This window comes from Staphylococcus argensis, from assembly GCF_002902305.1.
Classification (GTDB): domain Bacteria; phylum Bacillota; class Bacilli; order Staphylococcales; family Staphylococcaceae; genus Staphylococcus; species Staphylococcus argensis.
On the sequence record NZ_PPPX01000001.1, the window covers coordinates 117271 to 140449 of the forward strand.

Genomic DNA, 23179 nt, shown 5'->3' on the forward strand with positions numbered 1-23179 from the left:
TTCGATTTCCGCTCTTTTGTTATGCGCTTTGTTTCCTTTGTGTTTGGCCTGATAGTCTGACGTCTCTTCGACTTCCGCTTTTTTGTTAGGTTCGCTACTTTCGAGGGTATGAAAGACGTAGATGTACTTTGTTGCGAAAGGAGGGAAAAGCGCAGACGATGACACTATCATTAGGGGACTTGTACAAGAAACTATACGCTCATATGGGACCGCAATATTGGTGGCCTGCTGAGAGTAAGATCGAGATTATCATCGGCGCCATACTCGTTCAGAATACAAATTGGCGTAATGCAGCGTATGCGATTGAACGTTTGGCTCAAGAAACAGATTTAGATCCTTATCGCATTACACGACTTCCACTAGAAACGTTGCAGACGTACATTAAATCTAGCGGTTTCTACAAGAATAAAGGTCGGGCGATACATGAAGTCTTTCAGTGGCTCGAACAGTTCGATTATGATTATGATGAGATTAAAGCGCACTATGGCGATGCTTTACGTCAGCAACTCTTGTCGCTCCGAGGTGTCGGCGAAGAGACGGCGGATGTGCTGTTAGTATACATATTTGATGGTGTCGAATTGATTCCTGACAGTTATACGCGACGCATTTTGTCGAAATTGGGTTATTCTAACACAGAAAGCTATACCAAGTTGAAGCGACATATCGAGTTGCCCGAGCATTTTTCGAATCAAGATGCGAACGAGTTTCATGCTTTGTTAGATAATTTCGGTAAGAATTACTTTAATGGTAAAACGGAAACGCGCTACACCTTTTTAGATGACGACTTTATAGATGACTAAAGAAGTTGAATGGTGACGTTGATATACTGAAAGTGCATTTTAAAAAATCGGCAAAAGGAGTGGATGGAATGAAATTAAATAAATTATGGTTCGTCTTGGTTGCAGCATTGCTCATCTTCACGGCATGTGGTTCAAATCAAGACAAAGATTCGCAATCATCGAAAGGGGACAAAGCGAACTACCATCGTATCGTCTCATTGATGCCAAGTAATACAGAAACGTTATATAAGCTCGGATTAGGCAAAGATGTAGTGGGTGTCTCCACGGTGGATGACTACCCGAAAGATGTGAAGAATAAAAAGCAATTTGACGCGATGAAATTAAACAAAGAAGCGTTGATGAAAGCGAAACCAGATTTAATCTTAGCGCATGAGTCACAAAAATCATCAAGTAAAGATACGTTGGACGCTTTGAAAAAAGATGGTGTCAAAGTGGTCTATGTGAAAGATGCGCAATCAATTGATGATGTCTATGATTCCTTTAAGCAAATCGGAAAGGTGACTGGCAAGCAGAAGCAAGCTGACAAACTCGTATCTGATACGAAGAAGAAAGTAAATAAAGTCATCGATTCTGTACCTGAACATCAGAAGAAACAGAATGTGTTTAGGGAAGTTTCTTCTGATCCAGACCTTTATACAGCAGGTAAAGGTACTTTCTTTGATGATATGTTAACGCAATTGCATGCGAAGAACAGTTTCCATAACTTAAAAGGTTGGCAGAAAGTGAGCAAGGAAGACATTATCCGTAAAAATCCAGCGATTATGGTCAATACAGCAGGTCAATCTGACAAAGAATATAAACAAATGGTTGAAAAACGTGGCGGTATGAAACAAGTGAAAGCTGTTAAAGATGGTAAATTGAAATCAGTGAACGGCGATCAAATTTCACGACCAGGACCGCGCATTGACGAAGGCTTGAAAGAACTTCGTGACGCTTTGTATGAATAGTGAAAATGCGTTTGAGATACATGACGTAAGAGCGTGATGATAGCACTTTCGCAGAGATAGCGAACTCGGATGGGCTGCGTCAGTTGTTCTATACGCGACCGAGTTCGCACTCATCGCGCTTATCGGAGTACGTTACTCGCTAAGTTTTGTCTCTACGGGGTGAACAGTTCGTCCACAGTAACATCAAATTGGCGAGCGAGTTTAAACGCGAGCGTCAGCGAAGGGTCATATTTATTATTTTCAATGGCGTTGATGGTCTGTCTCGAAACATTGAGATTCTTGCTTAGTGTTTCTTGAGACAGGCCATTAATTTTGCGGTAATGACGAATTTTATTCTTCATATTACTGTTCCTTTGATGTGTATTTACGTTTAGTCAGAATATAATTTGAGATAAATGAAATTAAAGCAATAACCAACATGATTAATTCGAAATTATGTTCTGCAAATTGTCGTATAGGTGTATAAGTATTAAATAAACCTAGCATTTTCATTACAGTTGTCATTAGCATTAGCGTAACTATAGTATAAAAACTTTTCGCCATGATTTCTACAAACATATACTGCTGACGTTCATCAAAAGGGTGGCGATTATTTTTAACATCTGAAATTTGAGAGGGAAGGTATTTAATTGTCAACATTGACCATCCTAAAAACGCTAAAAATAAAATGATATAAGCAATAATTTTCAAGAAAAACACCTCAAAATGTAAAGTTGTTTTGACATTGATAACGTAACAAGATCTAGTTAAAATGTCAAAAGTATTTTACATTATTGAAAAATGAACTATCCTAACTTTGTTCCACATATCCAACCAGTATACTTTCTTGATATACTCTCACTAAAGAGGAGGTGCTATCACTTACTATGTCACAAGCGAAATCGGTTATTCTATGGCTCATCGTCTTAATCATCAGTATGAGTCTTGGCTTACTCTGGGATATTGGCAACTTACATGAACAACTCTCGCAGTCTATTCTCTTGCAAGTGCGAATTCCTAAAGTGTTGGAAGCGGCATTAGCCGGGGCAGGCCTCACACTCGCAGGGCTCATCTTTCAAACACTACTAAACAACCCACTAGCGGACAGTTTCACCTTAGGGCTCGCAAGTGGCGCGACGTTTGGCTCCGGTGTGGCTGTGGCGCTCGGTTTGAGCTTTATGCTAATTCCCATCTCGTCCATTCTATTTAGTTTAATCACGTTAGCGCTGGTACTCTTGATGACCCGTCTAATGTCTCGTGGCCATCCGATACGTACGTTAATACTCTCTGGGATTATGATTGGCGCATTATTCAACGCCTTTCTCTACGTGATTATTGTCTTAAACCAACCCAAGATGAATAGCATCGTCAATTATATGTTCGGCGGTTTCTCTGCAGCTGAGTATACGAAAGTAAGTTATATCGCATGTGCTATGATTGTAGGATTGCTCATCCTATTGCTCATGCTGCCACAACTTAAACTACTACAATTAGACGAACGACAAGCTGTCTCTCTTGGACTACGTTATCAAACGGTCACTTACGTCGCACTTATTATCGCATCGGTGATTACCGCGATTATCGTTGCTTATGTAGGGATTATCGGCTTTATTGGTATGGTGATTCCGCAATTAGTTCGCCGTATTTATCGTACCAGTCAGTTAGGTGCGCAGATCGTATTAAACTGTCTCATCGGGGCGAGCGTAATGGTGCTTGCAGATTGGCTCGGTACCACTGTCATTTATCCGGTTCAAATACCAGCGAGTATCGTTCTCGCACTCTTCAGCATCCCCGTTTTGTTCTTCTTATTGATGACAGAACACAAATATTCCGACTCGCACGTTTAAGGGGTGCAGTAAAGGAGAATGATATAGACAGAAGACGCTTGTATCTTTCTATCGAGATTCTTAGTATAATTTAATCCGTATACATAAGAACCATGTTATAGTTAAGACGAAGTAAATAACGGACGAGATGAATAGAACAGAAGGTGGTTGAGTCAGATGGACTTATCACGAATTAAAGCGGTCGTCTTCGATTTGGAAGGCACATTATTAGACCGTCGTAAATCACGCGATAAATTTATCGAAGAACAATACGAGCGTTTTCACGATTATTTAGTTCGTGTTCAGCTTGCTGATTTTAAAAATAAATTTATAGAGCTCGACGATGATGAAGATCACGATAAACCTGAATTATACAAAGCAATTATTAAAGATTTCCACATCGATCGCTTGAGTTGGAAAGATCTATTCCATGATTTCGAAATGCACTTTTACCGCTATGTGTTTCCGTACTACGACACGTTATACACACTGGAAAGATTAGCTGAAAAGGGCTATTTGACAGGGGTCATCGCGAACGGCAAATCTAAAATCAAAGCCTATCGACTTCACGCGCTGGGCATTGAACATGTCATCAATTACCTCTCAACGTCGCAAACTGTAGGTTATCGTAAGCCACATCCAAGAATATTTGAGGATATGTTAGAACAGTTAGATACGAAACCTGAAGAAACGATGTATGTCGGTGATGACGCACTCAACGACGTAGCACCTGCACGTGCGATGGGCATGGTCAGTGTCTGGTTTAAGGAAGAAGACGCTGAATTAGAGCCTTTACCTGAAGAAGTAGATTACACGATAACGACGCTTGAAGAACTATTACAAATATTACCTTTAGACGAAGAACAGAAAGGATGATAGACCATGGACTTAATGAAGACGAAAGACGATGTGACATTAAACTATAGAACGACTGGAGAGGGCAATGCCATCTTGTTACTACATACGGCATTCGATAATTTCTCAGTCTTTGCTGAGTTGGAGAAAGCTTTGAGTAGAGATTATCAAGTCGTACTCGTAGACTTACGTGGTCACGGTTACTCAGATAAACTGACGTCTATTCAGTTTGAAGATTATGCTTCAGATATCAAACAACTCTTGGATAAATTATATATTGAGGATTGTGCAATTATCGGTCATGAGCTTGGCGCTTCTGTCGCAGTGGCATTTGCTGCACAATACCCTGATATGGTGACATCACTTAATTTAGTTAACCCAACGATTTTAGAAGACAGCTTGCCAGCAGATCGTCTTTATGAGCACTATGCACATAAAATTCGTAATTGGGATGAAGAGAAACAAGAGAAATTTTTAGATAAACATTTATATTATTCTAAAAGAGAAGGCAAGAAATTCCTCAAGCAAATTAGCGAAACAAATAGTCTTAATACAGATAATGAGAATCAAGCGGTACGCGAATCATTTATCAATACCAATATTCGTCACTATCTAGGTGAAATTAAAGTTCCAACATTGATTACTGCAGGGCAACATGGAGAGCGTACGACAATTGTAGAAGCGAAAGAAGTCGCTGATTACGTGCCTCATGCGCAGTTTAAAGTATTTGAGAAATCAGGTCTTTATCCTTTCGCTGAAGAAAGAACACAATTTTTAAAAGTAGCCGTAGATTTCATTAAAGCGCATGAACCTGAAGGTGTGCATTAAGGCGTATTAGAGTCAGGCTTTAAGACGCAAAAAATAATAAATATAGACAAGGCTATCGCTTTCTTGAACTGTAGTTAGCCACACGGGGGCAAGATAACACAATCACAACAATGGTTGTCTTGCTCCTGTTTTTTTACAATTTCTCAGCAATAAATCCAAAGGTTATTAAAATCTATTGTAATCTAAATGTAATATCACTGTTAATTTAGTAATATTTGTTGTATAATCAAAATAAGCACAGAGATCATTGTTCTAATAAAGGAGAGTGCTTATGAAGAAATTTATTGCAGCAACATTAGTTACTGGATTAGCGATGTCACCTATCGCTTCTGTTTCTGCAAATGCAGCGACAGGAAACTCGATGGATAGTGTGAAACAAATTGAGCAAGGTGACACAACGCTTGAGGGTGCCACTTTAGGAGACTCAATTCAAACAGTGCTTAAAGAGAACAAGAATCCCGTTTATTCAACTAGTGCAGATGGTAAAGAACATATTTACGAATTTCATAAAGGTAATGGTAAATTAGTTGTGACTACAGATGGTAAGAAAGATAAAGGTCACATCACACGCGTTTCAATGAGTTACAACGATACAGATGGCCCATCTTATAAAGACGTTAAGAAACAGCTCAGTGATGATGCTGTTACGCGTGAACATTACAATAGTGTGACAGGTAACTTTGGTTATATCCAAGATGATCATGCTTCTTATCAATTTAGTTCACAATCACCAGATGATAAAAATATCAAACTTTATCGCATCGATATTGGTGAATAGTTAAGTTGAACAATTAGTCGTTAAGAATCTTCCTATAAGGTAATTAGAATAGATAATTTGCAAGTCGGTACGGCTCATACAAAGATATGAGTCGTTCCGGCTTTTTCTTATGACTATTTTCATCAACGCAATAGAGTGAATGGAATAATTACATCTAAGGGGCTGTATTGTAGACAATCAGGCAAGATGACGTCAAATTGGCTAAGATAAGTGTTAACTATATCACGGTAGTATTTGAAGTGTTACAATGGGAGTAATGCTTTGTTTATTTAACACCGTCGTTCAACAACATGGAATAATGTGATTTGAAGGAGTAAACTATGCGAGTTAATGATAAGGTATTAGTTGAAAATATCAATGATTACTTTACACATAAGGGCTTGTCGCCCAATCTCATTGATGATATTAAAATGAAAATTAAACGAGATTTTAAAAAATCGGAAGCTGTAGATAAGGATTATATTGAGTATCGTGGAAAGTCACCAGCTGAAATTATCTTAGTGATTCAGCGTAATTTATTTACGTTACAACTTAACCCAGTCATCTTCTTTATCGTGAACTTTGTACTGATATCCTTTTTATATGATAAACAATACGTTCCATTCCAAGCTGCATCTGGCATCACTATCTTCTACTGTGTCATTGTGTTGCCGTTGTCGATTGCGATTTATGCGAGCATTATTAGGAAGAATTACCTCTATAGCAATAAGATTGAAAGGTATATTGGTATCTTGATAGGCATAGTAGCACTAGCGCTCATTATCTTACATGCCTTTCATTTAGACATGAACATCTATGTTATTACGAAATATGGACATCAATTTGTCTTCTTTATTGGTATTCTGTTCAGTGTCTTTGGCGTTTATTACAAACGTTTAGAATTTACTGGTTTAGGTTTATTACTTTGTCAGAAGACGATTGATGCGATGATTCAAAGCGCACCAATTGCACAGTTTATTTCAATTGTCATTTGGATATTATTACTCATCGTCATCATTTATTATACGATTCGTGTTTCATCGCGAAAGTAAAATGAATAGATATTTGAGGTATAGTAAAATGATATGCGTCGTAGAGGTACGGCCTTCAGAAAAAGTCGCATATCTAAGCTATGAACGCTCATTAGGGTAGGGCTACGAAATCATAAGGATTTCGGTCCTACTTTTTTTATGTGGGTAAAAAGGATTACATAGTGGTTTGAAATAATAAAAACCACTAGTCGTGCTCAACGAGAACACGCTAGTGGTAGTCATGTATTATGAATCGAATTAGACTTCGTTTTGATCGTTAGCTTCTTTAATACGATTGTTAACGCGTGATAATAATTCGTTCGTTTTTTCTCGTTGTTTCGCATTGACTAAGATAAGCACAGTTCTTTCGTCGTGCTCGTTACGTTTCTTGTCGAAGTAATCTTCTTGAGCAAGATTTTTAACAGCTTTAACTACTTGTGGTTGTTTGTAGTTTAAGTGATTGATAATATCTTTAAGATAATATTCATCACTTTCATGCTCACTGATGTAAGTTAATACAGCAAATTCTTCGAAACTTACTGAAAACTCTCGTTTAATAATACCTTTCAATCGGTCTGCGTATGTTACCATCGCTAAAAGTTCAAAACAATCGTTAATTTTACTAACTGCCATGTTGATTCCTCCTCATTTGCCTGCCCATTCGGTGTGTAAAGTGTTCATCACTTTGCAATCGTATCTATCTCTGTTTAAATATTATTTGCAAAATGACACCCATGGTATGGGTATAGATAATATTAAAGACATATATTACCTACGCTATTATTTAATTTATTATAACTAAATAAATTTAGAAAGTAAACAAAAAGGTCTATGTGAAATACAATAGATTTTTCCCGTTATATTCATTTTTAAACAAAGCAACAATTGAGAAGAATTATTATTTTTAAATCTTATTTTCGCTCATTACTTGATAAATAAGAAACAAGGAAGACCTAAATTTAAAAGAAAAATAAACTAAAAGAACACCTTTTAATTTATTATGCCACATCTTTAGTGTTTTTGGCTATCTTTTCATTAATATTTAAACCTTCTGTAACAATAATTTCGTTCTGTTTTACAGTTTTGTAATATTTAATTTTGCGTTCAATGAAACGATTGTTTCGTTTGACGAGGACGGAATCCTTTTTATATAAAGCTGAAGTAGGAATCTGAATCGTTTGGCTCGGAATTTCTATACTGAAGTGTGTGCCGACGGGATAACGTGCTTTAGTAGAAAGTTGCACTTCGTACGTGGAAGTACGTGCTTTAGATTGATAGTTCTGAGGAAAGGCGTTAACTTGCTGAACTTTACTCTTGAACGATTGGTGTTGCTGATCGTGAATCGTTAAAGTTTGATGTTCTTTAATGTGTGGTAGCTCCTCTTCGTTGAGAGTGAGCTTAATCACTTTATGTTCTGAATAAATCGAAAGGATGGGTTCACCTACTTTAGAAGGATGTTCATTCGTGAGCGTGAGTTTGCCGCTGATAGGAGCGACGACTTGTGTGCGCAAATGTGTTTGTAATTCGTCAATTTCAGCTTGCAACGTGTCACTTGTTGCTTTACTTTCTTTCGTAGGTTTCGGCATGTGCACGAGCCTAGAAAGTTGTCGTTGCTTATGTGTGATTTGTTGTTCTATGGCAGGATTGTAATACTCAAATAATTTATCACCTGCTTTCACTGAACTGTTATTAGTGACGTACCAGTCATGAATGTTGCCTTTCGTAGCGTCGTATTTGAGCGTGGTGCTATCAGTCGGTTCTTGTCGACCATTGACTGAGATAGGCGGCGAGTGCTGAATTGTTATCGTTTTAACAGGAGATTGGGCAGATGTCGGTTGGTTGACGATGAGCCCATAAATGCCCACGCCGAGTAGAGTAACAAGAATGAGACTTACCGTAGTAATGATGATTTTCTTGGACATGAGGTCACCTCTTTTGATGTAGTGAACATAGTATATACTAAATCTTATTCTTTTGTCATTGATTTTCTATTGAAGTATATAACATTTTTACAAAAGTCAAAAAATGCTCTAAAAGTCCCTCAAAAAGAGAGTTTTAGAGCAAGATCGATGATGGGTCCATGACCATTTTAAAAGAGGCGAAGAAGTATAATGCCAATCATAATGGCGATAAGTCCTAATACTTTGCGCACAGTAATCGTGTTGCGTGGCGTACCTAGTAAACCGAATTGGTCGATGATAACACCCATTAACATTTGTCCTAGCATTCCTACAATTGTCGTCACAGCTGCACCAAGATGAGGCATTAAGATAATATTCATCGTGACGAAGATCATTCCGAGAAAGCCACCAATGAAATAGAATGGACGAAGTTGACCATGTTGTGCATGTTGCTTGTGCACTTTTAAACTGCGGTGAAAGATAAGCGTCAGAATAAAGAGCGCTAGTGTTCCTGTGGTGAAAGATATCAGTGATGCGAGAAATGAGGAGTGCACCTGTTGGCCTAATGTGCTGTTAATCGTCGTTTGAAGTGGCGGACAGAAGCCAAAGACAAAACATATGGTGAGCCAGACATAGAAAGATAAGGGTCTGGAATGTTGGTGTGTTCGATTGCGTACATAATTCATGAGTAAAATGCCGAGAATGAGACAAAGAATACCGATAAACTTTAGGAAAGTAAAAGGTTCTGTACTTGCACCGAACCAGCCGAATGTATCGATAATGACGCCCATGATAATCTGACCACTCACTGACATTACTACGGTGAGTGAGGCTCCCAGTCGAGGTAGTAACAATAGATTTCCAGTTAAGAAGATGACGCCCAGAAGTCCACCTGTAAACCAGTAGAAGTTAAAGTCTTGGTGTAGGAGATAGGAGGGTGTCAGCATATGTGGATTGATGCAGGCGTTGATGATAATAAGGCAAAGTGAACCCACGAAGAATGAAATCGTTGATGCGTAGAACGATGAGTGGGTATAAGCGCCTAATCGTGAATTGATGGAAGTTTGGAATGGGATGACCATGCCTGCAGCTACGCCTAGTACCATGAGTAGTAACATGTGATCACGCTTTCTAGTTAAGATAATCCTATTATATAGAAATTGCGAGGAGAATTATAGGGGGCGTTCAATGTGAGGGGGGTGGATGACGCAAAGTCGTATACAAAGACGTGCGATTTATAATATGATATTAAGCAGATATTTGAAAAAGCGTGTTGGCTCTTATTGCTGAGGAGTACATTTCAGTAGTAAGCGCGTGTTCGATTATGTGCTTCCATTTGGCGCACATGTGTAAAAAGCATGGATGGCTAGTCAGAGTACGAGGAGAGTACATCTGCTATCAGTTACATCACATATCAGTTAAGGGATGAGACAGCTAGAGAGACTATCGAGTTGGGATGAAAGTTCGAGAGTAGGTGATGACTAGAGTGGCTAAATTATCAATTATACGATTGCTTGATGAGGAAACGTTCTTCATTGGAGCTGGACTTGACCACAACCTAGAGAAAGAACAGTACATAGATGTGTTGAATCCACGACGTTCATATAAAAATTTAGCGCAAATAGAAGAAGTCTTCGATCACTATGCTTTGTGTAAGAAGTTGGGTAAAAGAAAGATATTTTTCGGAGACACTGTTCGTATTCGTCCGCGCCAAGAGGAGAGAAAGACGCAGTCGTAGGAGGATTGAGCTAATCCTATTTATATAGGGAGCGTCGGACGTGTGAACTATTATAAAGTGTAGTTAAATTTAAGAGAGAAATAATAAAAAGGCAGAACGCACTTTTATCATTGGTGAGTTAATGATAATGGTGTCGTTCTGCCTTTATTGTCATGCGAGGGAGATACCTTCGTCTGCGTAGATTTCGCGCGGTAGGACTTGTGTTAAGCTGTGATCATGTTCCTCGTTTTAACTATGTTCTTAATGAGAGAGCAGGGGGCGAAACACTCCCTAAACTCTCTATTCACTTTAATTCTTACTTGTCAGTGAAGATATTACGTGTGGTCTTGCTCACGATTTGTGCGCTACCCACCTTAGTCGGAACGTTATTACTCGGGCGTAAGATGTCGAGAGAAAGTAACTTCTGCATCGCATCTCTCGCTACAGCTTCTGATACGTCTTGTAAGACATTATTAATCGTGAACTTGCATTGTTTGTTGGCAACGTCGTGAAAGATAAGTTCTAGTGTTTCAGTCATGATAGTTCCTCCTTTAGTATACGTTTGTAGTTGTTGTCAATTCGATAGAGTCAAATTGTTCGCCGGTCAATTGTTCAATGATAGTTGCAAATTGTTTAATTTGTTCCTTCGTAGCTTTACCGTTTAAATTTGTGAATCGACGTCGTGATGTAACTGCTCTGCCGTCTGCGTTGTGAGTGACTTTTACAAGGCTAACTGTGATGTTGTTCATCGTGCTCACCTCCTTTCACTATATATATCGTTATAAAGTGTGTAAGAGGGTAATGATTTTTGTGAAAATAAAAACAAAATATTTTGATGTTACTCAACTATCGTTTATCATTGAATAAGAAACATTTTACGGAAAAGTGAGGTGGTTGAGATGAATCAAGTGGATCCAATCAGAGACTTAAAAGCGATTCAAGATATGTATGAGGTCTTACGTGAAAAGTCTGAGCGAGATTATCTCTTATTTAAATTTGCTATACATACAGGAGTTAAGTTGGCGGAATTGCTGAATTTGCACGTTGATGAGGTGCTTGATGCAGAAGGTCATGTGAAGACCTATTGGGTAGAAGGCCTAGCGACGCACATCCATATAATCTTGCCTGAACAATTGCGCGATGAGTTAGAGCATTACATACATCAGACGAGGCTTGACTCACAAGCGCTCTTATTCCAATCCAACCGCACTCATAAAGGGTTGTCGAGACAACAAGCGTATCGCATCATCCACGCAGCAGCTGACAAGCTAGGCATGCGTCATATTGGATTGACAACTTTACGCAAAACGTTTGCATATCATGCGTATCAATCGGGAATATCAATATCGATCATTCAAAAATATTTAGGGCATCAAACGACTTATGAAACGATGAAGTTTATCGGTATCTCGAAACAAGCGAGTACGACGACGATTGCTCTAAATCTTCAGCCATAAGCCAAAGATAGAAAGGAAGGGCTAGCATGAGTTTAATCTATTTGTTCTGTGCTATCTTGCTAATAATGTTGCTCGTTCTGGGAACATTAACGCATCCGAAGTTAGCCCAGTTTGCAGGACATATTGCTCTGATTGCGCCCGTGGTTTCTGCGGTTTATTTCATCTGGCAGATTCCATCTGTGATCAAGCAGCATATTCTTCACATCAAGTTGCCTTGGCTCAACGCGTTTGATGTGAATATCGATTTGCGACTAGACGGTTTGAGTCTATTCTTTAGTTTGCTCATTTCATTAATTGGGGTCGCAGTATTTTTCTACGCCACACAGTATTTATCAAAGCAACATGATCATCTTCCACGTTTTTACATCTATTTGCTACTATTCATGTTGAGTATGCTTGGAATAGTGAGTTCCAATAACACTATTCTGATGTACGTCTTCTGGGAGCTTACGAGCATCTCCTCATTCTTACTTATCTCATATTGGTATGATAGACAGCCGAGTCAATTTGGCGCGATAACGTCATTTATGATTACGGTCTTCGGTGGGTTAGCGCTCCTCACAGGCTTTATTATGATTTATAGCGTGACGGGCACGAACACGATCACTGAAATTATGGCGCAACGCCATGAAATCGCACAACACCCACTCTTTATTCCAATCGTTATTATGTTACTGATTGGTGCTTTTACTAAATCTGCTCAATTTCCATTTCACGTATGGTTACCGAAAGCGATGGAAGCACCGACACCTGTTAGTGCTTATCTTCACTCAGCTACGATGGTTAAAGCAGGTATCTTCTTGCTATTTCGCTTTATTCCGGTATTAGGATTGAGCAATACGTACATATACGTAGTGACATTTGTCGGATTGATCACGATGATCTTCGGTTCAGTGAATGCGATTAGACAGTATGACCTTAAAGCGATACTGGCATATTCGACGATTAGTCAATTAGGTATGATCGTGTCAATGGTTGGCTTAGGTGCAGGCTATGCACAACATCCGCACGACAGTATGACGGAAAGTTATGTCATCGTGCTGTTTGCCGGTCTTTTCCACCTCGTTAACCATGCGTTATACAAAGGCGCATTGTTCATGGGAGTAGGGCTCATTGACCACGAAACAGGCACGCGTGATATCCGTAACTTAAGCGGTTTACGTAAAGTCTTACCTTTAACACATATTGTGATGCTATTAGCTGGCTTATCCATGGGCGGCGTTCCTTTACTGAACGGTTTCTTGAGTAAAGAGATGTTCTTTGAAGGTCTGCTTAACGCGAATGACTTACCGCAGTTCAACACATTATTGATGGTGATTGTTGTTGTGATCGGTGTCGTAGCTAGCATTTTCACATTTATCTATTCACTATTTATGGTTAAAAAGGTCTTCTGGGGCAGTTATCATAATGAATGCTTGCCGATTCGCAATCCGCACGAACCATTCTTGTTCGCATTGCCATCAACTATTATGATGATTTGCTTACCAGTCATCTTCTTCGTACCGAACATCCTAACAACCTATGTGTTAGTTCCAGCTTTACAAGGTATTTCTGGAAAGGCTGCAATCAAAGAAGTGGCACCAACAATTTCTCAATGGCACGGCTTTAACTTATCGCTGTTGATGAGTGCGATAGTCATCATTGTAGGTCTCATCGCTGTATTTAAAGTAGATTGGATTGGACTTGCGCAACGAGGTAAAGATTTATCTATTACACGTTTATATTTACGTATTTATAACAGTTTCGAGCGTTATTCAGGCTATAGTATTCGCGGGTTAATGAATAACCGTCTAAATCATTACATCGTCTGGACGTTGCTCTTCTTCGCGGTATTGATTGGCTATGGCTTGTTTAGAACAGGATTCCCGAAAGTGCATCAAATTCATGTCAGTGATTTCGGACCACTTGAAGTCATTACGCTCATCGTTGTCATTGCTTTAGGTATTGCGTTGACGTTTATTCGTCAAAGACTCACGATGGTCATTCTTAACGGAATTATTGGTTATTGTGTCACAATCTTCTTTATCCTTATGAAAGCGCCAGATTTAGCGCTGACGCAACTCGTGGTTGAAACGATTACGACTATTCTCTTTATCGTGAGCTTCTCGCGCTTACCTAACGTTCCTCGTGGACGTGTGCATAAACGACGTGAGTTAATGAAGATTATCGTGTCATTGATCATGGCGGTTGTCGTCGTGACGCTCGTCTTCATCGCACAGCAAGGTGACAGTATGCCGACGATTTCCACATTCTATCATGATGCGAAAGAGCTCACAGGTGGTAAAAATATTGTCAACGCTATTCTTGGTGATTTCCGAGCATTTGATACGTTATTCGAAGGTATGGTGCTCATCATCACTGGTTTAGGTATCTATACATTACTCAACTTTAAGGATCGGAGGGGACAAGATGAAAGAGAATGATGTTGTACTACGCACAGTCACGAAGATTGTGGTCTTCATCTTATTGACGTTTGGTTTCTACTTGTTCTTAGCCGGACATGATAGCCCAGGCGGTGGCTTTATCGGAGGTTTAATCTTTAGCTCCGCGTTCTTGCTCATGTTCTTAGCCTTTGATGTGAAGCAAGTACTCGTTTCATTGCCAATAGACTTCCGAATCTTTATGATTATCGGTTCACTTCTTTCGATAGCGACGGCAATTGGACCGATATTCTTCGGAAAGCCATTCCTATATCAAACGTCAATTGCCGCCCACGTTCCTTTGTTGGGTGAGCTTCATTTGACGACAGTGACATTATTTGAAGCGGGTGTCTTATTGACGGTCGTAGGTGTTGTCGTCACAGTCATGTTATCGATGAGTGGTGGTCGCTCATGAATATTATCTTACTCATGGTGATTGGTTTCTTAATCTTCATCGGTACTTACATGATACTGTCGGTCAATTTAATACGTATTATTATTGGTATTTCAATTTATACACACGCGGGTAAATTGATTATTATGAGTATGGGTCATTACGGCCGTCATATGTCGGAACCTTTGATTGGTAAAGGGACGCAACATTTCGTAGATCCATTACTTCAAGCTATCGTACTCACAGCGATTGTCATCGGTTTCGGTATGACTGCGTTCTTGCTTGTACTCGTCTATCGTACTTACCGCGTGACGAAAGAAGTAGAAATTGACGTATTGAGAAAGGAGAGTGACAACTCAGATGAATAACTTACTGATCTTGCCACTACTCCTTCCAGTCATTTGCGCGTTAGTCTTAGTTTTTACACGTAAAAATAGTCTGTTGTCACGCATTCTATCTATCGGTACGATGAGTGTTTCAACATTAATCTCAGTGTATCTACTCATCCATGTGATGCGCACACATCCTTTAGTGCTCGATTTCGGTGGATGGAGAGCACCATTTGGCATTCAGTTCGTCGGTGATACGTTCAGCTTACTGATGGTCACGACGTCTAGTTTCGTAGTGACACTCATCATCGCCTATGGTTTCGGTCGAGCTGAGAAACGTGCGATTCGTTACTACTTACCAAGTTTCATACTCTTTCTTACCACAGGCGTCGTCGGGTCATTTTTAACCGCAGATTTATTTAACATCTACGTCATGTTTGAGGTAATGTTACTTGCGTCATTCGTGCTCGTTACTCTCGGTCAATCTGTTGAACAGTTACGAGCAGCGATTATCTACGTCGTGCTAAACATTATTGGGTCATGGTTGCTGTTACTCGGTATAGGCTTGCTTTACAAACTGACAGGTACATTGAACTATGCGCTTGTCGCTCAACGTCTAGATGATATGAAAGATGCCAGTTCGGTGGTCATCATCGCTATCATCTTCCTCGTGGCCTTTGGTTCGAAAGCTGCATTAGTACTCTTCATGTGGTTGCCTAAAGCTTATTCTGTACTCAACACTGAGTTGGCAGCACTCTTTGCGGCATTGATGACTAAAGTCGGAGCGTATGCGTTAATTCGCTTCTTCACATTGATGTTCAATGACCATCCAGAGATTACACATGAACTGCTCGTCGTCTTAGCATGCATCACGATGTTGATCGGCGCTTTCGGTGTACTTGCTTACACGAATATTAAAAAGATTGCAGCATATCAAGTTATTCTATCCATTGGCTTTATCATTTTAGGTCTAGGTAGTCACACATTCTCTGGTGTGAGTGGGGCTATCTTCTATTTAGCAAATGACATCATCGTGAAGACGTTATTATTCTTCATTATCGGTTCCCTCGTTTATATGAGCGGTCGCCAACATTATAGTTATCTTCACGGTTTAGCTAAGCGAGAGCCATTCTTTGGTGTAGCGTTCATCATCATGATCTTTGCGATTGGTGGAGTTCCGCCGTTCAGTGGTTTCCCAGGTAAGATTTATATCTTTAAAGGGGCGATTGAAAATGGTAACTATATTGGTTTAGCGCTCATGATTATTACGAGCTTGCTTGCAATGTATAGTCTCTTCCGAATTTACTTCAAGATGTATTCAGGGCATTCAGCGGAAGGTGAGCGCGTAGAATTTAATCCACTTCAAGGTTACCGTAAGTGGCTGATTGGCATCTTAACGACGGTTGTACTTCTCATGGGGCTCGCAGCACCGCTGTTATTCAAAGTGACTGATCAAGCGACGAAGATGAATATGAATCCGGACAATTATACGAAATTAGTGAACCCGCATTTATTGAAGGAGGCGCATAAGAGATGAGACAAGTCGTCCTAAATGTAATCATTGCTTTTCTTTGGGTGTTATTCCAAGATGAAGAGTCCTTTAAGTTCTCTACTTTCTTTGCGGGTTACTTAATCGGTGTCATCGTGATTTATATTCTTCACCGTTTCTTCGGACAAGAATTCTATCTGAAAAAGGTCTGGGTCGCGATTAAGTTCTTAGCTGTCTATCTCTACCAACTCACGACTTCAAGCCTATCGATTATTAATTACATCTTGTTTAAAACGCGCGACATGAATCCGGGGATGGTGACGTACGAAACGTCATTGAAGAACGATTGGGAGATTGCCTTTCTCACGATACTCGTCATTATTACCCCAGGTTCGACCGTCATTCGCATTTCGGATGAGAAGAAAAAGTTCTTTATTCATGCGATAGATGTCTCTGAAGAAGAGAAAGCGAAATTATTGAAAAGTATACGACAGTACGAAGATCTCATATTGGAGGTGGCACGATGATTGAACACATTACAACGTTCTTTATTACAAGTGCGATAGTGATCTTTGGTATCGCATTGTTCCTTACGTTATTTAGATTGATTAAAGGACCAACAACAGCCGATCGCGTTGTTGCCTTTGACGCAGCCAGTGCCATCCTTATGAGTATCGTCGGTGTCATTAGCGTGCTCTATGGTACATTCTCATTCCTTGATTCTATCTTGTTAATCGCGATTATTTCCTTTGTGAGTTCCGTGTCTATTTCGCGATTTATTGAAGGAGGGAAGGTCTTCCATGCCTCAAATAAGCGAAATCGTTAGTCTCATTGCTGCTATACTGCTCTTTTTAGGAAGTATCATCGCGCTCATTAGTGCTATAGGGCTGATTAAATTTCAAGACGTCTTCTTGCGCAGTCACGCTGCTACAAAGAGTTCAACGTTATCTGTATTATTTACGATTGTCGGTGTCTTAATTTACTTTATGACGACACAAGGTTATCTCAGTGTTCGCTTGATTCTCGCATTGATTTTCATCAATCTAACTTCTCCGGTAGGTGGACATCTCATCTCAAGAGCCGCTTATCGTACTGGGGCGTTTATGTATCGTAGAAAGGATGGCCCTCGCCAGGCAGATATTCTGTTGAGTTCGAGTGAACATAATACGTTCGAAGAGCTGAAACAGCGTGCGAAGGTACGTGAAGAACGTCGTTTAGAGAATTATCGTAAAGAACACGAAGATTTCGATGATCGTTAAAGGTTGAAGCGTTTATTAATATCCAAAGTTGAGGAAGTCCATCTCGATGTAAGTTGCGTCGATGAATTAGATCGACTTCCCTCTCGCTTTGGAATGAGAGTGGTTCGAACTATATTTAATGGTGCATCACATTTAAATATGCATAAAAATGATGATAAAATATTAAGTGAATGTAATTGTCTGAAATGCTACAGTATTTCTTATCTTAAAGCGTTAAGAATGAACGGATTCCATCCTTAAAGAGCGTGTCATTCAATTGATGACGATATGACATTGGTCTGTATTTGATGGAATGAGGGGAGCTGACAAATCGCGCTTTAAAAGTTATTAATTATTGAAATATTCTGTGTTTCAACCTCAGCAATTATAAAGAAAAATAGTGAACTGAAAAGAGGTGAAACTTTGCAAATTTTTGAAACGATACTCATATTTTTAGCGCTCGTTATCGTGAGCTCACTTGTACATACCTACTTACCAAAGGTGCCACTTGCTTTTATCCAAATTATCTTGGGAATGTTACTTTATCTCACGCCTATTCCGGTTGAATTTCACTTTGATAGCGAGCTCTTCATGTTAACACTCATCGCGCCACTACTCTTCGTGGAAGGGGTACACGTCTCAAGGGTCCACTTAAGACGGTATATCAAACCTGTATTGATGATGGCCTTAGGACTTGTTGTCACTACGGTAATTGTTGTAGGCCTCTTCGTGCACTGGATATGGCCAGAACTTCCACTGGCAGCTGCATTTGCACTCGCAGCAATCCTTTGTCCTACCGATGCAGTGGCGGTACAAGCAATCACTCAAGGCAAAGTCTTACCTAAAGGTGCAATGACGATCCTTGAAGGTGAATCTCTACTTAATGATGCTGCAGGTATCATTTCATTTAAAATATCTGTTGCTGCCTTGATTACTGGTGCATTCTCAATATTCAATGCAGTAGAACAATTCCTCATTTCTTCGATCGGCGGATTTATCATCGGTCTCATCATCGGTGTCGTACTCGTTCGATTTAGAATTACGTTGACACACCGGGGTATTGAGAATGTGAATATGTTTACGTTTATCCAGTTGCTGACGCCATTTGTGACATATCTTGTTGCTGAAATGCTACATGCGTCTGGAATCATCGCAGCGGTAGTTGCAGGTCTCGTGCACGGCTTTGAACGCGATCGTATCGCACAAGCACGTACGCAATTACAGATGAGTTACAATCACACGTGGAACATCTTGAGCTATGCACTCAACGGTTTCGTCTTCTCTATTCTTGGTTTCCTCGTTCCTGAAGTTATCGAGAAGATTGTGAAGTACGAGCCACATAACTTACTCTTCTTAGTCATCGTTACAGCGTTAATCGCTTTAGCCGTTTATTTATTCAGATTCTTATGGGTTTACGTACTCTATCCTTATTTCTACTTGCCAATCAGTCCATTCCAGAAGATTATGGCACAGAATGATGATAATTATAACCCTACAGAAACGCCACCTAAACGGAGTATGTACGCTTTTCTAATGACGTTGTGTGGTGTGCATGGTACGATTTCGCTTGCTATCGCCTTGACGCTACCTTATGTGTTAGCGGATCATCATAAATTTACATTCCGTGATGACTTACTATTTATCGCTTCAGGCATGGTCATCATCAGCTTAGTGATGGCGCAAGTCGTCTTACCATTGATTACGCCGAATGCGAAGAAACCTAAGATTAAAGGTATGAACTTCAAACAAGCACGTATCTTTATCTTAGAGCATGTGATCGATTCATTGAATAAGAAATCTACGGCAGAATCTAGTTATCGTTACGGTAACGTCATTAAGGAATATCATGATAAATTAGCCTTTTTAAAAACAGTAGAGAATGAAGATGAGAACTCGAAAGAATTGCAGCGTCTTCAAAAGCTCGCGTTTGATGTGGAGAATGCGACATTAAATAAATTAGTTGAAAATGGCGACATCACATCTAACGTGCTCGACAACTACCTACGCTATGCAGAACGTACACAAGTCTACAAACAAGCATCGTTAATCCAAAGAATTATCGTGGGAATAAGAGGTTATTTCTTGAAAAAACGTATTCGTAAACGCATGCGCACAAATGCAGCCTCTTCGCTCTCTATCGCGGATAACTTAGTCGAAATATCTAACGTTATGCGTACAGTGCACTACCATGTTGTCAGTCGTTTAAGTAAAGAAACGACAGAGAACAACAAATTAGAGGTCGGTATGGTTTGTGATGCGTATCTCGTGCGAATTGATAACTTAACACCTGATAACTTCTTTAATCCAAATAACGAGAACTCTATCACGAAGATTAAGTTGGTCGCTCTGAAAGAACAGCGTCGTTTACTCAGTCAATTAACAGATGAAGATGAGATTAGTGAGGCGACTGCGTTGAAGATTCGAGAAGCGATTAACTACGATGAAATGATTATTGTAGATAGTTTAACTTAAATAATATAAAGAAACACTTTCGCTTTGAAGTCACTGTCGAAGGAAGATAAAGTGACGAGCGAAAGTGTTTTTATATGGGCATTATCAAATATGGCCGGTTAAACTTAAAAAGTATTTAATTTTCAATGTTATGACTCTCGCTTGCTTGGGAGAAGTACAGAAATCTATGATTTCGTAGTACTACCCCCGGAAAGCTGACTAGAGTTCGAGAAAGCGATAGCCATCTCGAATTCAGACAGCTACTGCGTAGGACCACACTCAACTAATTCTTTTCGCTCAAAGAGCTCAAAGAATGGATTTTCGTTGTGGTCTTAAATCCATCTAGCGTCTCGAGTCGACATTGAAAATGGATTTATAATTCATTTTTTAGTTATTTTCATCTACCTCATATACTATTTTAAATAAACTAGAATGAATATAAAAAGATGACTCCAACGACGGGGGAGGATTTGAACCGTCGTTGGAGTTGAGAGATTATCTAGGCTTGAATACCACCATATCGTACGTCATGTATTAGGAGGGTACGTACGATATGGGACTATTCACCTCAACGAAGAGGTTCATAGCCCGGAATGTTATTACCTTAGGAGAATTATTGACTTAACGTAGCACCTGTTAAAGGGGAGCGGTGTCTACGTTAAGTGGCTGTCAAAGGGGTATTTGACTTATAGTACCGTTGCCCCCGCCAACTCTCAGGGTGGAGACTGTAGTTAGCCGGAACAAGGTAATTGTACGGCCATCTGTTCGAATCACTATGATGATAACCCAACAGGCAGTGGGAGGATATCACTGCCTCTGGTTTAATCTCTGAATAGCGATTACACTTCTAAAGTATTTCTGCCAATTTCATCCCCTTGTGTAGCCTTATTTCATACTCTTGTGTACTGTGTCGATGTTTGATTTCATCATATTGTAATAAGAGTCCCCGTCTGTTCCTTTTTTACCGATAGAGTCTGTATAAACTTTACCGTAAATATCTTTATCTGTTTCTTCACTGAGACTCTTCATGCTCTTCTCATCTACACTTGTTTCGACGAGTAAGTTCTTCACATCGTTGTCTTTAACGAAATGAATGGCTTGTTTCATTTGAGAAGGTGTACCTTGTTTTTCAGTATTGATTTCCCAAATATAACCCGCGTTGATGTCATATTCTTGTGCAAAGTATTTAAATGCACCTTCACTCGTAATCATTGTACGTTGATCTTTAGGGATATCTTTGAATTTCTTATGACTATCTTTATTGAGTTTATCTAATTTCTCTTTATATTTGTCGCCTTTATCTTGGTATGTTGATTTGTGATCTTTATCGTATTTTTCTAATGCATTTTGGATGCTTGTTACGTATTTAATACCGTTAGATAGACTTAACCATGCATGTGGATCACGGTTTGAATCGATGTGCTTAGCACCTTTTAAATAATTCGGTTTCACTTTGTCGGAAACAGATACGACGGAGTCATCTTTTTCAGATTTGCCTGCTTGGTCTAAAGCCTTTTTAAACCAACCATTACCTGTCTCTAAGTTCAACCCGTTATAGAGAATAACGTCTGCATCAGTTAAAGCTTTGATATCTTTCGGCTTCACTTCGTACTCGTGCGGATCTTGTCCAATCGGTACGATACTGTGTACTTCGACATTGTCGCCACCCACTTCTTTCGTCATATCGTACAGGATAGAGTTAGTAGTGACGACTTTGAGTTTATGCTTGCTATCGTGATGGTCCCCTGAACCATTGTTTCCACATGCAGCTAGGAATAAGACTGCTATGAGTAAAAATGTAATAAACTTTCTCATGATACGCTTCCTTTCTTGATTGGTAAATTCAACTTATGAAGGGCGAAGACGACGAGATAAATAATAAATGCACAAATTACAATCGTCGCGCCACTTGGAATGTTGTAAATATAACTGAAATAAAGTCCTACTATTGAACTAACAATACTGATAATACTTGCCACAATCATCATCGTGTGTAGCTTTTTACAAATTAAAAAAGCAGTTGAAGCGGGTGTAATCAGTAGTGCTACGACTAAGATAATCCCCACAGTTTGAATGCTTGCTACCGTAACTAATGAAAGTAGTAACATCACGAAATAGTGAATGAATGTTGTATTGAGACCACTCATACGGCTGAATGTCGCATCGAACGTTGAAATCTTCAATGGACGGTAGAAGATGATAATGAGTGCGAGCACGACTAAGCTGACGATGAGTGTGGACCAGAATGTCGCGTGCGTGACGGCGAGCAGATTACCGAATAAGATATGGTATAAATCTGTCGCACTATGTATCAAGCTAATGATGATCACACCACTGGCTAAGAATGCTGTAAAGCTAATACCAATCGCTGCATCGGCTTTCGTCTTACTCTTGTCAGAGATTAAGCCGATGAAACCACTGGCTAGCATCCCTGTAATCAGTGCACCGACGAACATTGGAATTTGAAAGACGAATGAAAGTGCAACGCCAGGCAAGACGGCGTGACTCATTGCATCTCCCATTAATGACAATCCGCGTAGGACGATGATGCTGCCTACTGTGCCACAAACGATACCTACCACCATGGACATAATCAGTGCACGGTTGAGGAATTGATAATCAAACAAATGTTGAATGAAATCCACGAGTATACTCCTTTCTTATCCGACTTGATTGAGAAATACATCATTGAGTATTTCAGGTTGTGTCGCTTGTTTGCTTTCACCAAAATAGCGTAAGTTCTTGTTCAGTAACATGACT

26 protein-coding genes and 1 pseudogene are annotated in these 23179 nt (G+C 39.6%); 17 read left to right on the forward strand and 10 right to left on the reverse strand.

All coding sequences use genetic code 11. The features are described from left to right. Positions 1–158: 158 nt before the first annotated feature. Both CD039_RS00585 and CD039_RS00590 read left to right on the forward strand, forming a co-directional pair. Positions 159–800, forward strand: a complete 642-nt coding sequence (locus CD039_RS00585; RefSeq protein WP_103370704.1) for an endonuclease III domain-containing protein — start codon at positions 159–161, stop codon at positions 798–800. 68 nt (positions 801–868) lie between these two features. Continuing rightward, a complete protein-coding gene (locus CD039_RS00590) occupies positions 869–1747 on the forward strand; it encodes an ABC transporter substrate-binding protein (RefSeq protein ID WP_103370705.1) in 879 nt (292 codons plus the stop codon). Positions 1748–1899: 152 nt separating this feature from the next. Here the strand turns inward: CD039_RS00590 and CD039_RS00595 are convergent, their stop codons facing one another. Both CD039_RS00595 and CD039_RS00600 read right to left on the reverse strand, forming a co-directional pair. Continuing rightward, complete coding sequence (locus CD039_RS00595; RefSeq protein WP_103370706.1) at positions 1900–2088, reverse strand: helix-turn-helix transcriptional regulator; 189 nt, start codon at positions 2086–2088, stop codon at positions 1900–1902. Between the two features lies 1 nt (position 2089). Further along, on the reverse strand, positions 2090–2437 hold the full coding sequence (locus tag CD039_RS00600) for a hypothetical protein (RefSeq protein WP_103370707.1): 348 nt from the start codon (positions 2435–2437) through the stop codon (positions 2090–2092). 176 nt (positions 2438–2613) lie between these two features. Between CD039_RS00600 and CD039_RS00605 the strand changes: the two genes are divergently transcribed. The 5 genes from CD039_RS00605 to CD039_RS00625 all read left to right on the forward strand — a co-directional run bounded on the left by CD039_RS00605 (position 2614) and on the right by CD039_RS00625 (position 7044). Further along, positions 2614–3573 carry a FecCD family ABC transporter permease gene (locus CD039_RS00605; protein WP_103370708.1) on the forward strand — a complete coding sequence of 320 codons (960 nt, stop codon included), beginning with the start codon at positions 2614–2616 and terminating at the stop codon, positions 3571–3573. A 156-nt stretch (positions 3574–3729) separates the two neighbouring features. Next, a complete protein-coding gene (locus tag CD039_RS00610; protein WP_002472509.1) occupies positions 3730–4428 on the forward strand; it encodes an HAD family hydrolase in 699 nt (232 codons plus the stop codon). Positions 4429–4434: 6 nt separating this feature from the next. After that, the gene (locus tag CD039_RS00615) at positions 4435–5235 is read left to right on the forward strand and encodes an alpha/beta fold hydrolase (protein WP_103370709.1); all 801 of its coding nucleotides are present in this window, start codon (positions 4435–4437) and stop codon (positions 5233–5235) included. A gap of 271 nt (positions 5236–5506) precedes the next feature. Continuing rightward, positions 5507–6013: an SA0570 family protein gene (locus CD039_RS00620; RefSeq protein ID WP_103370710.1), complete on the forward strand. Its 507-nt coding sequence runs from the start codon at positions 5507–5509 to the stop codon at positions 6011–6013. A 320-nt stretch (positions 6014–6333) separates the two neighbouring features. Continuing rightward, entirely contained in the window at positions 6334–7044 is a 711-nt protein-coding gene (locus CD039_RS00625) for a hypothetical protein (protein WP_103370711.1), read from the forward strand. Positions 7045–7281: 237 nt separating this feature from the next. On the opposite strand, the gene sarA is transcribed toward CD039_RS00625, so the two are convergent. From sarA to CD039_RS00640, 3 genes are all read right to left on the reverse strand, one after another. Then, a complete protein-coding gene (gene sarA / locus CD039_RS00630) occupies positions 7282–7656 on the reverse strand; it encodes a global transcriptional regulator SarA (protein WP_103370712.1) in 375 nt (124 codons plus the stop codon). Between the two features lie 365 nt (positions 7657–8021). Then, positions 8022–8945: an efflux RND transporter periplasmic adaptor subunit gene (locus tag CD039_RS00635; RefSeq protein ID WP_103370713.1), complete on the reverse strand. Its 924-nt coding sequence runs from the start codon at positions 8943–8945 to the stop codon at positions 8022–8024. Between the two features lie 167 nt (positions 8946–9112). Continuing rightward, entirely contained in the window at positions 9113–10042 is a 930-nt protein-coding gene (locus CD039_RS00640; RefSeq protein ID WP_103370714.1) for a DMT family transporter, read from the reverse strand. A 368-nt stretch (positions 10043–10410) separates the two neighbouring features. Between CD039_RS00640 and CD039_RS00645 the strand changes: the two genes are divergently transcribed. After that, positions 10411–10662 carry a hypothetical protein gene (locus CD039_RS00645; protein ID WP_103370715.1) on the forward strand — a complete coding sequence of 84 codons (252 nt, stop codon included), beginning with the start codon at positions 10411–10413 and terminating at the stop codon, positions 10660–10662. Positions 10663–10957: 295 nt separating this feature from the next. On the opposite strand, the gene CD039_RS00650 is transcribed toward CD039_RS00645, so the two are convergent. Beyond that, the gene (locus CD039_RS00650; RefSeq protein WP_103370716.1) at positions 10958–11179 is read right to left on the reverse strand and encodes a DUF2922 domain-containing protein; all 222 of its coding nucleotides are present in this window, start codon (positions 11177–11179) and stop codon (positions 10958–10960) included. Between the two features lie 13 nt (positions 11180–11192). Further along, positions 11193–11390 (reverse strand): sigS mRNA-stabilizing protein SroA, encoded by a 198-nt coding sequence (gene sroA, locus CD039_RS00655; protein ID WP_103370717.1) that lies wholly within the window; start codon positions 11388–11390, stop codon positions 11193–11195. Between the two features lie 150 nt (positions 11391–11540). On the opposite strand from sroA, the gene CD039_RS00660 reads away from it, so the two are divergent. The 9 genes from CD039_RS00660 to CD039_RS00700 all read left to right on the forward strand — a co-directional run bounded on the left by CD039_RS00660 (position 11541) and on the right by CD039_RS00700 (position 20440). Beyond that, the gene (locus CD039_RS00660) at positions 11541–12098 is read left to right on the forward strand and encodes a tyrosine-type recombinase/integrase (protein WP_103370718.1); all 558 of its coding nucleotides are present in this window, start codon (positions 11541–11543) and stop codon (positions 12096–12098) included. A gap of 26 nt (positions 12099–12124) precedes the next feature. Further along, a complete protein-coding gene (locus CD039_RS00665) occupies positions 12125–14521 on the forward strand; it encodes a DUF4040 family protein (RefSeq protein ID WP_103370719.1) in 2397 nt (798 codons plus the stop codon). After that, positions 14508–14933 carry a Na+/H+ antiporter Mnh2 subunit B gene (gene mnhB2, locus CD039_RS00670; protein ID WP_002472610.1) on the forward strand — a complete coding sequence of 142 codons (426 nt, stop codon included), beginning with the start codon at positions 14508–14510 and terminating at the stop codon, positions 14931–14933. The genes CD039_RS00665 and mnhB2 overlap by 14 nt, the downstream gene beginning before the upstream one ends. Next, complete coding sequence (gene mnhC2 / locus CD039_RS00675; protein ID WP_103370720.1) at positions 14930–15280, forward strand: Na+/H+ antiporter Mnh2 subunit C; 351 nt, start codon at positions 14930–14932, stop codon at positions 15278–15280. Before mnhB2 ends, mnhC2 begins: the two co-directional genes overlap by 4 nt. Continuing rightward, positions 15273–16778 (forward strand): Na+/H+ antiporter Mnh2 subunit D, encoded by a 1506-nt coding sequence (gene mnhD2, locus CD039_RS00680; RefSeq protein ID WP_103370721.1) that lies wholly within the window; start codon positions 15273–15275, stop codon positions 16776–16778. The genes mnhC2 and mnhD2 overlap by 8 nt, the downstream gene beginning before the upstream one ends. Further along, positions 16775–17257, forward strand: coding sequence for a Na+/H+ antiporter Mnh2 subunit E (gene mnhE2, locus CD039_RS00685; protein WP_002472570.1), 483 nt, complete (start codon positions 16775–16777; stop codon positions 17255–17257). Before mnhD2 ends, mnhE2 begins: the two co-directional genes overlap by 4 nt. Further along, positions 17254–17556 carry a Na+/H+ antiporter Mnh2 subunit F gene (gene mnhF2, locus CD039_RS00690; protein ID WP_002472538.1) on the forward strand — a complete coding sequence of 101 codons (303 nt, stop codon included), beginning with the start codon at positions 17254–17256 and terminating at the stop codon, positions 17554–17556. Before mnhE2 ends, mnhF2 begins: the two co-directional genes overlap by 4 nt. Beyond that, positions 17531–17989 carry a Na+/H+ antiporter subunit G gene (locus CD039_RS00695; RefSeq protein ID WP_002472602.1) on the forward strand — a complete coding sequence of 153 codons (459 nt, stop codon included), beginning with the start codon at positions 17531–17533 and terminating at the stop codon, positions 17987–17989. The genes mnhF2 and CD039_RS00695 overlap by 26 nt, the downstream gene beginning before the upstream one ends. A gap of 402 nt (positions 17990–18391) precedes the next feature. Further along, positions 18392–20440 (forward strand): cation:proton antiporter, encoded by a 2049-nt coding sequence (locus CD039_RS00700; protein WP_103370722.1) that lies wholly within the window; start codon positions 18392–18394, stop codon positions 20438–20440. 864 nt (positions 20441–21304) lie between these two features. Here CD039_RS00700 and mntC read toward each other — a convergent pair. The 3 genes and pseudogenes from mntC to CD039_RS12190 all read right to left on the reverse strand — a co-directional run. Then, the gene (gene mntC, locus CD039_RS00705; RefSeq protein WP_103370723.1) at positions 21305–22234 is read right to left on the reverse strand and encodes a manganese ABC transporter substrate-binding lipoprotein MntC; all 930 of its coding nucleotides are present in this window, start codon (positions 22232–22234) and stop codon (positions 21305–21307) included. Further along, complete coding sequence (locus CD039_RS00710; RefSeq protein ID WP_260843956.1) at positions 22231–23070, reverse strand: metal ABC transporter permease; 840 nt, start codon at positions 23068–23070, stop codon at positions 22231–22233. The genes mntC and CD039_RS00710 overlap by 4 nt, the downstream gene beginning before the upstream one ends. 9 nt (positions 23071–23079) lie before the next feature. After that, positions 23080–23179: pseudogene (locus CD039_RS12190) on the reverse strand (metal ABC transporter ATP-binding protein); the annotation flags it as partial.